The sequence below is a fragment of the Segatella copri genome, assembly GCF_026015625.1.
Taxonomy (GTDB): Bacteria; Bacteroidota; Bacteroidia; order Bacteroidales; family Bacteroidaceae; genus Prevotella; species Prevotella copri_H.
Map to the genome: position 1 here is coordinate 1,008,012 of NZ_JAPDVG010000001.1, position 13,423 is coordinate 1,021,434.

Below are 13,423 nucleotides of genomic sequence, written 5' to 3' on the forward strand. Positions count from 1 at the left end.
CTTTATTAAAAGCTGCACAAAAAAAGGCGAAATCTAGATTTTTTATTACGAATAATGTTAAAAATGTTACATTTTAATGCTAATAGGAATTAATTTTGTAACTTTGTACTCTGGACGGCCGTAATAACAAAATTCAGCTTTCCAAAAATCTAAAAACCAAACAATGGGAGATTTAATAAAAATAGTTGGGGTACAATATGCAGTAAATTCTAACCACGTAAAAGGTGAGGATATGACTGCACAAGAACAACAAAAAACAATAGAATTTCTGACCATGCTGGACAGAAAGCACCCCTATGTTTCGGTAAAACCCGAACCTACTAACGAAACTGATGAAGAAGCTTTTGTTGCGCGCTTTGCGAGTCGGAAGGCAGGCTATGTACGTAATAGAGAAGAATATAAATCATTGGCTCAGGCTGCATTGACAACCAGCGGACGGGGTTATTTCCGCGCTCGGGTTAAGGAGGTTATAATTTCTGCAGAGGGCTATTTTTTTGTTGAAGCAGAAACTGATTCTACTCCAATTGTGCCCATCTTGCATAAAGACCATTGGAAAGAATGGGAGCCGCCCCTGCCTTTATTTCCTATGACAGAGGAGTTTTTATGCGTAGAAGATGCTACGATGATGATGATGGATATTCAGAGACATGAGACGTTAACTTCTGATGAAGAAGAGGAGCTTCAGGAATACACAGAGACTTTAATAACAATGGGAAAATACGCTCTATGGTACGAAGCGAAGGAGGGAATAGAGAATGTCATAAAAGCTATGGAAGCAAAAAAGGGCGACAAGATGCGCTATATGGCGAATGAACTAGAACACTTATTGAGCGGTTTATGCAATGAAGGTCGCCAGAAGAAGCTCCGCAAAAGTTGGCTCCCCCATCTACTATCCACCCATGAAGCAGAAAGGGCATGGCATGACTGGTTGCACTTAAAAGGTGCCGACTGTCATAAACCAGATAATTTGAAAATGATGTCATGGTTGGAAGATATAGAGACAGAACTTTCCAATATTCCGGCATTGGCTCCTTATTCCAATGATGATAAGATAGCCATGCTCATACGCGCTCACTACACACGCATTCCATTAGATAAGTATCGCCAATTGCTTACCGCTTTCGTGATTAGAGACCGTCTGCGCATGCGTTTGGGGCTGCCAACAAACAGCTTTGCTCCTACCCCATCTCTAACAAGCCAGGAGGAAGACTACCTTATTGATAAAATCATCAAGTACAGCCAAACTCTAGTCAGACGAGAAGATGTTGAGGTTTTGCAGAGATTCATCTATCACGAGATTTCATATTTACCCCCAGAGTATAAACTTCGGGTTGACAATATGACTGAGCGTTTCCTTTCAGAAGAGGCAAGAGAAGGTATACAGATTAATGCCATCAAGGAACAGACGAAGGCTTTAAAAGAGGTGGCAAAGAAGCCTACGATTCAGGCAGAGCACTATCATGCAGGAGATTCTACATTTGATGTTCATAGTAAGCATCTGCATCTTGACCACCAGGAAGAAGGGAATTCTGCTCTGCTGCCATCAGATTTATAGACATACAAAAATATTACAAGAATATAAAAAAAGGAAGAAATATGAGTAATAATTATTATGCAGGCAATGTTATTTACAACAACCAGCACAAAGAACTGACTATCCAGGGCAATCTGTCTGCACAGCAGATGATGAAGATTGCAAAGGATTTTTTTGCAGAAGAAACAGAGGTGACGGAGGAGAATTACGAGGCAGAGGTGACAGAAAAAGCTAGTGAAACCAATGAAGCTGCAGGAGAAGGTTTTCAGAAGGAACTCTTCCATTTTGTGCATCCTGCACTCGATGAAGACGAAGGATGGAAAGTGCATAAAGAGGTGGAGAGACTGGTAAAGCAATTTGACGTACAGGAAATCTGTAAGAGACTGAACATACTGAAAAAGGAGGGCAAGGTGCTGCTGCCACAAAACACAAAAAATGCCCATGAAGAATTGATACGAATGGGTATGCCGATTGAGAAAGGAGGGTTCGGATACAAGACTTTCTGTAAATATTATAATAAGGACTAGAAGCCGATAGCGACTAGTGCTTTCCTGATAGAGATTTATATCTTCTGATAGCGACCGATACTTGATTTTTGTTCAGGTATCGGTCGCTTTTTTGTACCCCTAAGTCAAAAATGCGACTATACGTAGAGAGAATATCAGAGAAAAACAGAGAAAATCGGAGAAATTCAGAGAACTTTAGAGACGGCACTTTGGAAAAGCATCTGTGCCAGGCTTTTTCTTCTTACTTTTGCACCCGTCATCTGATAACAAGATGACTACCCATCAGGCGAGTTGCAAATCACAAAATGGGGAATGATGGTACTAGAAAAGATGATGGGGAAACCTCTTCGAACGTCATCGTACCAGAGAGGCTTATTTAATACTCAAGTAAAAATGAATATAGTATTAAATGGCAATATGAACGAAAGTTCAGGTAAGGCAGGAAAGGGATTCTACCCAAACACAGAATTGGGTATCGACCTCAAGTTGATGACTAAGGAGCCAGGGCGCATGGCTGTTGGCGAGTATCTGGATGGAGCTATTACGCACGATGGAGAAGATCACTTCACCTTTGTACAGAATGACCAGGAGAAGAAACTGCAGAAGGTGGAGCAGAGAAATCCGCACGTGTATTTGGGAACGTACATCAACGTGAACCGGAAGAAAGACGGTACGCTCTACCCTACCTTCAACCGCCCGCAGTTCTCAGAGCGTTTCACCTTCCAGGACTTCTGCCAGGGTGCCGCCAACGAGCTGCGCATCATTAGCGGCAAGAGTGATGACAGATAAACGGAGTTGAGGCTTTCTAGAGGAAATGGGGACTTTGGGGAGGCTGGTAACAGGATTAAAACTGAAGTGATTTTCGGGCAAGCGTTCCAGTTGTTCCAGTTGTTCCAATTGTTCCAAATAGGTTTTCATAGGACAATATCCCTTTATAGAGACTCTATAACTACTTAATATATAGATAGTTATATATATAAGAAGGTGGAATGGAACGCTCAAAAAATTAATTGGAACAACTGGAACTGGAACGCTCCTCCCAACTCCACTTCTCTCTAAAAAGCTCATAATCAATAAATTAAGAAGAAATGAAGACAAAAAATTTGAAGTATAATATCACAATTTCAACCGCTCCGACGATGCCAAAGCTGGGAAAAGGCACCGAATGTGTGCAACTTTTGCTCTCTCAGGTATCAAAAGACATGCATGAGCCCTTAGTTCCGATGCTCTTTCCGATACTCGGAGCGCAGGTAAGTGAGGCGAAATTTCAATATCCCGACCTCAGTTGGAAGGAATTATGTGGCATGATGGCCAATCTCGTGGCCGATTCGGGCTGTAATAAGGGACAACTGTCCAACATCGTGGAAGCTATCTGTCACAACTTCCGTGAACATGATGAAAAGGAACTTGATAAGCTTGTGGAATGGCAGAGACAGATGAAAACGAAGTCTGCCAACAAGGAGAAACCAGCACGTCCGGATGTGAGTTTCTGGTTTCCACCCTCAGATGTCACCAACGCCGCCTTCATCCAGAATGCCATGGGATGCGAGAAGTTGGGCGAGAGAACGCAATACCTCAATCTGCCCGAGGTGGAGATGGCGGACCGGATGTGTGGCGGACATAAGCAGATATCTCAGATGCTGCGCAATATCTACGACCGCCAGCGAGCCGGAGCTCTGAGAGCAACGGCAGACGGCATAACAGGTAATCCGGTTCTGCGAGCCAATCTCACGCTCTCTTCTACCCCATTTGCAGCCCGCAAGTTTTACAAGAACGAGCTCTTCAATGGTACTTTCGGCCGAATGGTATTCTCTTATAAGGCGCGCCAGGCGCGAGTGGGAAAGATCCCAAGACAGGGTGAATATGATGCCGGTTTCTTTGAAAAGCTGGATGAGTATCTGGTGAAACTCAGCATCTGTAAGGGACGGTTTATCATCAAGCCTCTGAACTCGCTTACCGACCGTCTGGCGGCAGATATGGCTACGCTTGCTGACTTGACGGATGATGATGTGCTGTGGGATATCTCAAAGCGCTCCATCGTGTCGGCATGGAAGGCGGGCTGCCTGCTCTGGGTGCTGAACGACCAGACTTGGACGAAGGCGATGGGTGAGCTTGTGGAGTGGCTGGTTTATCATGATATCTGGAGCAAGATGCAGCTATTCGCCGACCTGCTGAACCAGGATGCTGACTCGGTAAGCGAGGCGCAGCGAAGAGGACCTAAGAACCTGCTTGACGACCTGCCAAACCCTTTCAACGAGGCGCAGCTGGAATCGCTCCGCTTGCAGCTGGGGAAATCGAAAGATGGCACGAAGGGGCAAATCAGGAAATGGGTGTTCCGCAAGTTTATCACCTTTTCGGCAGAAACGGGGCTTTATACTAAGACTGAGGAGTACTTGACTGGAAGCGGGACGAGCGATGGAATCGCTCGGAACGGGGGCAAGAGTGGCGGCTCTAGAAGAAAGAAGGAAGAGGCTGATGACGGGCAGAAGGAGATGGCTGCTGATGCCAAGAAAAAGAAAGGGAAAGGGATATGATGGAGAAATATGAGATTCAGAAACTGCGCGAGCTTCCGATAGAGAAGGTCGCGAAAGAGATGGGGATGAAGGTAGAGCACCATAAGGCGCTCTGCCCCTTCCATGACGACCACCACGCCAGCCTTACGTTCAACAAGATCAAGAACAGCTGCAGATGCTATGTCTGCATGAGGAGTTCTATCGGCACCATCGACCTGGCGATGAGATACCTGGGGAAGGATTTCCCGTCGGCTTGCCGATGGCTCGCTGGGGAACATCAGATTCAGCTGGAGGAGGATTCTTCTTCGGGGAAAAACTTTTCCTTTGGGGGGTCTTCGGGCAGAGGGGCTTCTTCGGGCTCTTCATCCGGTGATTCTTCTTCGGGTGATAATTCGGGGAAATCTTCCTTCGATGCAAGCAGGTATGCGAGATTCTTTGAGCATCCCTGGCTCAACCAGGCAGCTCGGAGATTTCTCTTCGAGGAGAGGAAGATTGACTGGAGAGTGGTGAACTGGTGTAGACTGACTTCATGGACGGATAAGAAGGGCATCAACTGGCTGCAGATTCCTTACTTCGATACCGATAGGCGGCTTATAGGAATCCAGAACCGGAACCTGGATTACAAGAAGAAAAAATCTTCATCGGGAGGTTGTTCTTCTGAGGGGAATGTTTCTTCTGAAGAAAAAAGTCCGGGCGAAGAAAAGGAGCAGGATGCTCCCCGCTTCCGGTTCCCTTACGGCGCAAGATGCAGCATCTATAACCTGCCGGTTGTGAAGAGACTAAAACCGGGCGAGAGGCTGTTTATTACAGAGGGATGTAGCGACTGCTGGGCGATGCTTTCTGCCGGACATAAGGCGATTGCCATCCCTTCTGCCACGCTTCTCAAGCCCGAGGATAAGCAGCTGCTGACGGATATCGGAAGACTGTATCAGGTGGAATTCCATATGTTTCCTGATCAGGATGTGCCGGGCGAAAGCCTCTTCATGCAACTCAGGGAGATGCTCCCCCAGCTGGTTCACCATCAGTTGCCACCGGGCTGTAAGGATTTCAGCGAATACTATCTTTTAGGGGCTGCTGCAACTTCCGGGAGCAAGGAGCCGATAAACAAATGATTAAAAAATTAAGATTATGGAAGATTTTATAAACCGCACGTATACGAAGAAGGAACTGGGACTGATGTACTTTCCTGAGAGTATGCCACGCACGGCCGTGAATCATCTTATGAGTTGGATTCGGCGTTGCCAACCGCTCTGGGATGAATTGCAGGAGATGGGGTATGAAAAGACTTGCAAGTCGTTCACGCCCAAGCAGGTGAAGGCTATTTTCGATAACCTCGGGGAACCGGGATAAAATGTTCCGATATCGCATGGTATCGCACGCTATCGCACACCTGATAAATCGGGATTTCGTATCTTTGCATCGTGATTCAGAAAGCGCGCAAAATCACTTGCCCAGTTGGAGAAAAATATCTCCCTAATTGGGAAAATTAAAAGGCCTGAAGAAGAGAACGAGGAAGCACAGGAAAACAAGAGAACAACCACGATTCTCTCACGGCAAGGCTTTTCAGAAGAAAACAAAAGTAATGAAAACAAGACTCCAAGCCTCGAAACGAGTCGTTTCGCTAGCGAAACTTAGCAGGGGGCAGAAAAAATCATGAACCAGAACATGAAGGCATTCATCCGGTATCTCATCGTGGCGATTTGCTCAGCCATCGTCACCTTCCTATCCAGCTCCTGCACGGCAGGACTCGTAATCGGAAAGAACCAGCGGCAACATCAGGAGAACAACATCTCCACCAAAGTAGATTCTACCTACTATGTAGCAGTTCCCCAAAGTGGACACAAAAAATGATTATTAATTATTTATATTTTTAAAAGTACACATATCTATCAAATTTCGTTCCTTTTCATTTGCAAAAGTAGACAATCTCATCCATATTTGCAAGTTTTTCTTTATAAAAGTGAACATTATTCTTTATTTTTCTCATTTCCAGCCATTTTCTTCCGTTCTGTGACGAACTTCGGTGTAGCATTAGCCTCTCGCTTCCCAAAAGTGTCCTTTCTTGGAAGCTCCCCTTTATAAAACCTCTTCCTGTAATTATTTGGCGTATCATAGCCGATAGCACAACATGGTCTTTTCTCATTGTAATAATCCACGTATGCGTCCAAGGCCTCCTCGAACTCCTCTCTTGAATTACATGTCTCAATCTTGAAGTCTATGAACAATTCCTCTTTTATCCATCCGTTGAGGGATTCGTTCACAGGGTTGTCTGTAGGCTTTCCTGCCCTGGACATAGACCTCACAATCAACGTGTCCTTTATCAGCTCATTATAGGCGAGTGAAGCATACACGCTACCTTGGTCCGTATGAAGAACAGTTGGCTCATCTGTGCCCTTCAACAGGTTGATGACATCATTTAGCCCATCAATGTACTGGTCTCTATGTCCACGTCTCTCAGCCACATGCCACGTTAGGATTTCTTTCGTAAAGACATCGAAATACATGGTCAACTCAAAGAAGAACCAAGAGTATTTGATGACTGTCATGTCAGAGACGATAACTTGTCGAGGTCTGTCTACCGTGTCCCACGTGGAATAAATGAGGTTGGGGTACTTATCCTTTACCTTACGTGGTTTGTAATGTATCTTGTGTCTCGTTTGTGACTGAATACCAAGATATTGGAAGCATTTATAAGAGAAATTGTCGCTGATACTCAACTGTAAATTGATTCTTATGTACGCCGCCACCCACCTGTAGCCATGTGTTGGGTGTTCCGAGTGTATGTCCTCAACCACACCCACCATGAACTCACGATTGATCTCACGGGATGAAGGCTCTCTTCTAAGCCACTTGTAATACCCCGACCGACTTACTCCCATCATCTTGCAGATATCCTTGACAGGATACTCGTGCGATAGCATGTCCACTATTTTGAACTCTTCATTTTTAAACGAACATACTCCGTTTGCCCATCCTCGTTCTGCCTCACCAGATATTTTTTTTTGAGCCGTTCATTCTCAATACGCAAGCGTAGGATTTCTCGCTTATACCCCTCCTTGGTTTTGTCAATGCCCTCAGGAAGTATGTTCCCAATCTCAGCATCAGCACGAGCCAACCCCTCTATGCCTGCTTCTTCATATTGCTTCAGCCACTTCTTAAAAGAAGTTTCCGAGACATTGTTTGCCCTGCAGAAATCACCGAGCTTAACTTTGGAGTTTCCCTTGAACTTACGAATCAAGAACTCCTTTTCCAATGGATTTAAATGCTTTGCCATAAAAAGTTTCCTTTCTGGTGAATACTTGACGATAAGATAACCGTGCTTCGGCAAGTTGTGTGCCCTTACGTTCGGGCTACGCCCTCTCTACAGGGCACACAACTCTATCTGCTTGCAAAGGTAATCATTTTCCATCAGTTTTCCACCTTTCTGTGTCTACTTTTTGAGGGGCAGCAACTACGTGCCAACCATCACCATCAGGTAGTTTAGAGTTGATAGTTAATAGTTTATAGTATTCACCATTAAAATTTATTGAGATTATGGCAATTAATTTGAAAGCAAAGGAGACCCTTATCCAAGTAGGCGAAATGAAGGGTCAGTACAGATTCATCCTCGGTACCGAACTTTACAACAAGCTCTCAGAGAGCAAGGTTATCAAGGAGGCTGCCATCAGAAGCGGCGTTAGCGTGGGCGTGATGCAGGTTTGCTGGGATGCAGCAGGCGAGGTTATCAAGGCGTGGTGTACCGAAGGCCATTCCGTAGCCGTTCCGGGATTGGGAACCATGCGATTCGGCGTAAGAGCCAAGAGTGTGCCTACCGTAGGCGAAGTGGCTACCAGTCTGATTACCAACCGCCGTGTTATCTTCACCCCAAGCGTTGACATCAAGCGCGAGCTGCAGGAAACCTCCATCCAGATTACCTGTTACGACCGCAACGGCAAGGTGGTGAAAAACGTTACTTCCGACGATAAGGGTGATGTGGAAGACCCAGACAATAACCCAGGTGGCGGCGGTTCGGATAACACTCAGGGCGGCGGAAATACTGAAGGCGGCGGAACCACCGGCGGTAATGAGGGCGACGGTTTGGAGTAAAAAAAGAGCCCCTGATGCAAGGAAACGAGCATCGGGGGCTTTTATCTTACTCCATTACATAGAGGATGGCTGTATAGAGCTGCATCACGAGAATGTAGAAAAGAAAGCAGGGCGACAGGAGGCGGATGCCTTGATTCATCGCATCATAAACCTGACTGATGCCCTTGATGCTCTCGCTCATGATGCCGTAACTCATGCCCATCACCATGACCGAGAAACAGATGTACGGAATGAGACTATGCGTGAACGGACCCGGAAAGAGGGTTCCTACGGCATTCAGCAGAATGGCATGGGGCAAGAGGGTGAGCGCCAGCATGATACCCGCAGAGATGCACAACTCTATGAGCATCAGGCGCAAGGCCGTGCGCTGGCGATACTGGGTATGGTCGAAATGGAGCACCCTACTCTGCTTTACCACCCCGATGGTGATGCTGATGAGCACCAGCCATACGAGCCATACTGAGGTGAGATGGTCTACAAAATGGCCCATAAACCAGCGGATGCCCTCGGGGCTGGTAAGCGAATGGGTGAACGACTCGGGCATCGCAGCTGTAAGCAGCCACGAAACCAGAATCACCACTACTTCGGCTATTCCCAACGATAATGCCAGATAGGCCAATACTTTCTTATACATTTTTTAAAAAGCGCTTATTGAAACGAGTTATTCTTCATCTGCCTGCAGATGGTCGATATCGAGGATGCGGAGCTCGCAGGCTTTTACCACCAGGCGGGTGGCGTTGATGCCCATGCCGTGGTTGCCGTCAGGGAAGAGTTTCTGAACCAGTTCTGCCTGTCGCTTCTCCAGACTCTTTACGCCGAAAGGCATTCCGCGCAGGTTGGTAATCTGCTCCTTGGTATAGCCCAGCGCAAGATGGCGCAGGAAACGCTCGTCATACTCATCAATCTCATAATTCACCAGAGCCTCCTGACGCATCAGTTGGCTGTTTACGCTCCGCTTGAAACGGTCTACTATCTTCTGAAGGATAGGCTGGTTGAACACCAGTTTCTTACCGCCCATGCAGCTCGCCACATCGCCACGCGTAAGGAGTTCGCCACTCTTCAGAATGATGCCGTCGCAGCCCGCATCAAGCACATCTACCCAGAGTTTCTCGTTCAGAATTTCTCCTGTAAAGATGAGCACCTTCACGTCAGGATACTTCTCCTTGGTCTGACGGCAGATTTCTACGCCTACCGTGGTGGAACCGCCCAGACCGAGGTCGAGCAGAACCAGATCGGGCAACTGCTGCTTGATGAGTTTCCAATAGGCTATTTCGCTCTCGGCAGTACCGATGATTTCAGCCTCTGGAATATCATTCTTGAAGATACCCTCTGTGCCCTTCAGTTCCAGGGGCACGTCTTCTACTATGATGACTTTAAAATTTTCCATTTTCTGATATTTTTATTTTCTTATGATTTTAAACTTTTCCATTTGATGCGTGCCGGCAGCACGGCCTCTATCCTGAGGCAACCCTTATCGCCCTGGCAAGCCTTGATGCCGCAGCCGCGCAGATTGGTAATCTCGCCCAGTTCCCTCACAATCTGACGGCACAGGAGATAGCGCAAATCGCCCGTCAGAGGGGTGAAGAGCTGGGCATGGAGCGCAGCATCATAGGCCACATCCTGCTGGTCAATCCAATATCTCACGTAGGCAGAACCCGGAATCTCAGCCACTCCGGTATGGTAATCCTTGGAATTGCCGCGCATCAGAGAAACAAGATAGCGGTTCAGGAAATCATCCGCCTTGATGTTGCCTTCTACCTGCTCCATCGCCTGGGCGCTGAGCAGAGAATAGAGCGATTTATAATAAGCTACCAGTTCCTTGAGCGAATCTACATCATCGGGCTGCGAATCGATAAGCTGGCGGATGCGCGACGGATAATACATCGTTTCGTGCTTGAGCGTAGACAGACAGTTGTCGAGCACGGAATTGGAGATATGAAGCTTATCGTTCTCATATTCAGCCCTATGCAGCTCATCGGTCATCAGCTCCAGTTTCAGGGATTCCTGCTCAGCCTCGTCGGTACGCTTAGCCTTGGTCTGCTCAATCATGGCAAACCGGTAGCTCAGCACGTGGCGGTAATAGAGCAGATAATAAGCCAGCGGCAACTGCAGCAGCAACAGGATGAGCAGCACCACGGCCACGGTCTTCGAGTTCTCGCTCTGCTGCATCGTGTGCACGTAATTATCGAGCGTATTATCGGCACTTATCTCGCGGAACAGCTGGGTATAAACCTTGTTGTTGCTCTGGTAGAGCGACCATTGGTGCAACGCCAGGGCAGCCACGGCACACTCGTTTCTCAGGTCCAGGATGACGTGATAATTGGTTGGCAGTCCGGAGCGTATCCAGGAGAGTTCTGCCGCCATTCCCACCTCCGGATGAGCCACCATGAGATACTTGCCGTCGGGATACTTCGATAGATAGAACGCGTTGAGATAATGGCGCGAAGAATCGGCAAAAGCCAGGGTGCGCTGGTAGGTACGGTTGATATTGCTGAAGTAGGCACTATCTGCAAAATCGTCGGCACGCTGGAGATTGGCATCTACGTTCGTCTTGAGATGATTGTGGCGCTGACGGATGCCGTTGGTCTTCTTAGCCTCGCAAGGCTGGACCGAAACCGACAGCAGCACGAAGAGCATGATGATGCTCAGAAGCTGATGGGTTCGGCGGGCGATGCCCTTAGGCAGACGGAAACTGAAGCGGCTCCCCTCGCCCAACTTGCTTTCTGCCTTGATCTGGCAGCCGGCAAAGAGCGAACTCACCTTCTTATATTTCTCGATGATGCCCTTGCAGTTGAGCAGTCCGAAGCCGTGACCGCCCGTATAGGTCCGGTCGAAGACATGCGCCAGCTGCTCCTCGTCCATACCCTTTCCGGTATCTGAGATGCTGATTTCCACGAAGTCAGAAACCTTGGCGCTAATGGTTACCTTTCCGCCTTCGGGTGTAAACTTGCAGGCATTATCGGCTATGGTATTGATCATGAAGAGCGTAAGGATGCGGTCGGCCTTGACCACGGCATCTGTAGGTTCTACATCGAGTTTCACGCCCTGCATCTGGAAGCTCATCTTTCCCTTGCTTACAATATCGAAAAGCTGCTGGAGCGGGAAACTTTCGATACGCAGGTTGAGTGAGCCCTGGCGCATCTGAATCCACTCCGTAAGCACGTTATTATATTGGTTAATCTTATCTGTGAGTTCGGCGATATACTGGTAACGTTCCTGCCGCACCTCATCGCTTTCGCCCCCTTCGGCGAGTCGGTTTACCTCGTGAATCATGCGGTCGATGAAAGGCGTAATGCTATTTACGAGCGAAATCTTAGCCCTTTGTTCCAGATTGCGTTTCTTGTTTTCTTCGATATGCAGTCGGGTTACGTTCAGTTCATCCTGAACCTCCTCCTGCTTATCTTTTAATTCGTTGATTTTCTTAGTATTATTCTCGCTCCACTCACGCAAAGGTGCAAGCAGTTCATCCATCGACTGGTTCTTCATCTTCTTGCGCTTCATGTGGTCGAAAACGTAGAGCAGAACCACCACGAGCACAATCATCGCCACCACAGCAGCAATCATCAGGTTGAGCTGCTGGGCGTTCTCGTCGAGTGCCGCGGCACGTGCCTCCAGCTGGCGATCCTGACGCGAACGGTCCTGCAAATCCAGATAGATATTGCGGTTGTAATCGCTCTGCTGCTTATCATCTATAGCCGAATAAACCAGGCAGAGTCTTTCACGTATCGACGCTACGAGGTCGGGTGCCTGCTCTATCGCCTTGTTGTCGTTCAGGGCATGATTCAGGCAGTCGAGCGCCGAAGAATAATCATGGATATCCCAGAAACATTCAGCCAGCGTACGGTTGGCTCCGGCAGTCTGATAAACATCTCCGTAGCTCGAAAAAATGTTGAGGGCACGCTGGGCAAAGTTGCCTGCCAGCAGATTGTTTGGCATCTGCTCGATGTTGAGATACTGGAAGGCAGGCAGGTTGTTGCGTATGAGGAATTCGCTCACCTCTCCTTTTCTGAGGTGCTCGCTAATAGACTGCAGGGCGTTAGCCTGCCAGTAAGGATAAGGATGGGCAGGGTCGCTAGCCAACATGTAGCAGCTGATCAGCCGGTCGAATTCCGCCTGATTGATTTCGTTTTCGGTTCCCTTGACAATAGCTCCGCCCGAACCTATATTATAAAGATAGTTGAGATATTGTGCCGAATCCTGTTCCAGCTCATCTGGGTCCAGACGGTTAAGCTCCTGAAGCATCGGCTCGTCTAAGCCCACATAATAAAAATAGGTGGCGGCAACAATACTGAATTCAGATTTCGCATAAATCACGCGTTTGCTTTCCCTCGGGGGCATGGAATTCACCTCTTCGCGAATTCTGCGCAAACGCCTCATCGCCTTTTCGCGATAAGCATAAAAATCTTTGTTGTGCGATTCTCTCTGGCAGAGTCGCATGTTCTGAACATCGGCAATAGCGAGTTCTATCTGATTATCGCTCTCCTCTTCAACTTTCCTCAGCCATCCCTTGGCACCCTTGTAATCCATCTTGGCTATACAGACGAAAGCAAGGTTGTTATAGGCTTCAGCACGGCCTGAGGAATAATTTTCTGAAAGCTTCAAAGCCCTCTCAGCCAGCACTTTAGTAGAATCGAGGTTACGATAATGATAAGCATAGGATTGCTCGTTCAGCTCATCTACCCTAGCCTTATTCGCAGGAGAACAAGCTGAAAGAAAAAGTGTCGCCACCACCAGAACTGATGATGGCGACATGGAAAAAAAGGATGCTGAAATTTGCATCTAGA

Annotated in this window: 13 protein-coding genes; 8 read left to right on the forward strand and 5 right to left on the reverse strand. The window is 47.6% G+C overall.

Annotation, left to right across the window (positions count from 1 at the left end; genetic code table 11):
- Nucleotides 1-163: 163 nt before the first annotated feature.
- From ONT19_RS04370 to ONT19_RS04400, 7 genes are all read left to right on the forward strand, one after another.
- On the forward strand, nt 164-1,555 hold the full coding sequence (locus ONT19_RS04370) for a hypothetical protein (protein ID WP_264952197.1): 1,392 nt from the start codon (nt 164-166) through the stop codon (nt 1,553-1,555).
- 41 nt (nt 1,556-1,596) lie between these two features.
- Entirely contained in the window at nt 1,597-2,061 is a 465-nt protein-coding gene (locus ONT19_RS04375) for a hypothetical protein (protein ID WP_118152465.1), read from the forward strand.
- A 372-nt stretch (nt 2,062-2,433) separates the two neighbouring features.
- On the forward strand, nt 2,434-2,829 hold the full coding sequence (locus ONT19_RS04380; protein ID WP_264952196.1) for a hypothetical protein: 396 nt from the start codon (nt 2,434-2,436) through the stop codon (nt 2,827-2,829).
- Between the two features lie 299 nt (nt 2,830-3,128).
- Nucleotides 3,129-4,574: a hypothetical protein gene (locus ONT19_RS04385; protein WP_264952195.1), complete on the forward strand. Its 1,446-nt coding sequence runs from the start codon at nt 3,129-3,131 to the stop codon at nt 4,572-4,574.
- Nucleotides 4,571-5,665, forward strand: a complete 1,095-nt coding sequence (locus tag ONT19_RS04390; protein WP_264952194.1) for a CHC2 zinc finger domain-containing protein — start codon at nt 4,571-4,573, stop codon at nt 5,663-5,665. The genes ONT19_RS04385 and ONT19_RS04390 overlap by 4 nt, the downstream gene beginning before the upstream one ends.
- Nucleotides 5,666-5,681: 16 nt before the next feature.
- Nucleotides 5,682-5,903 (forward strand): DUF4248 domain-containing protein, encoded by a 222-nt coding sequence (locus tag ONT19_RS04395; RefSeq protein WP_118065070.1) that lies wholly within the window; start codon nt 5,682-5,684, stop codon nt 5,901-5,903.
- Between the two features lie 303 nt (nt 5,904-6,206).
- Nucleotides 6,207-6,404 (forward strand): hypothetical protein, encoded by a 198-nt coding sequence (locus tag ONT19_RS04400; protein WP_264952193.1) that lies wholly within the window; start codon nt 6,207-6,209, stop codon nt 6,402-6,404.
- Nucleotides 6,405-6,520: 116 nt separating this feature from the next.
- Here ONT19_RS04400 and ONT19_RS04405 read toward each other — a convergent pair whose 3' ends face one another.
- A complete protein-coding gene (locus ONT19_RS04405) occupies nt 6,521-7,474 on the reverse strand; it encodes an IS3 family transposase (protein ID WP_264952012.1) in 954 nt (317 codons plus the stop codon).
- A 5-nt stretch (nt 7,475-7,479) separates the two neighbouring features.
- Nucleotides 7,480-7,827 (reverse strand): helix-turn-helix domain-containing protein, encoded by a 348-nt coding sequence (locus ONT19_RS04410; RefSeq protein WP_118067409.1) that lies wholly within the window; start codon nt 7,825-7,827, stop codon nt 7,480-7,482.
- 260 nt (nt 7,828-8,087) lie between these two features.
- Between ONT19_RS04410 and ONT19_RS04415 the strand changes: the two genes are divergently transcribed.
- The gene (locus tag ONT19_RS04415) at nt 8,088-8,639 is read left to right on the forward strand and encodes a DNA-binding protein (protein WP_118065066.1); all 552 of its coding nucleotides are present in this window, start codon (nt 8,088-8,090) and stop codon (nt 8,637-8,639) included.
- Nucleotides 8,640-8,685: 46 nt separating this feature from the next.
- Here ONT19_RS04415 and ONT19_RS04420 read toward each other — a convergent pair whose 3' ends face one another.
- Genes ONT19_RS04420 through ONT19_RS04430 form a run of 3 tightly spaced genes read right to left on the reverse strand, consistent with a single transcriptional unit; the run spans nt 8,686 to nt 13,391 of the window.
- Complete coding sequence (locus ONT19_RS04420) at nt 8,686-9,273, reverse strand: AbgT family transporter (protein ID WP_264952192.1); 588 nt, start codon at nt 9,271-9,273, stop codon at nt 8,686-8,688.
- Between the two features lie 27 nt (nt 9,274-9,300).
- Nucleotides 9,301-10,026 carry a DUF5932 domain-containing protein gene (locus tag ONT19_RS04425; RefSeq protein WP_117694157.1) on the reverse strand — a complete coding sequence of 242 codons (726 nt, stop codon included), beginning with the start codon at nt 10,024-10,026 and terminating at the stop codon, nt 9,301-9,303.
- A 20-nt stretch (nt 10,027-10,046) separates the two neighbouring features.
- Nucleotides 10,047-13,391, reverse strand: a complete 3,345-nt coding sequence (locus tag ONT19_RS04430) for a DUF5112 domain-containing protein (protein WP_264953066.1) — start codon at nt 13,389-13,391, stop codon at nt 10,047-10,049.
- Between the last annotated feature and the right edge of the window lie 32 nt (nt 13,392-13,423).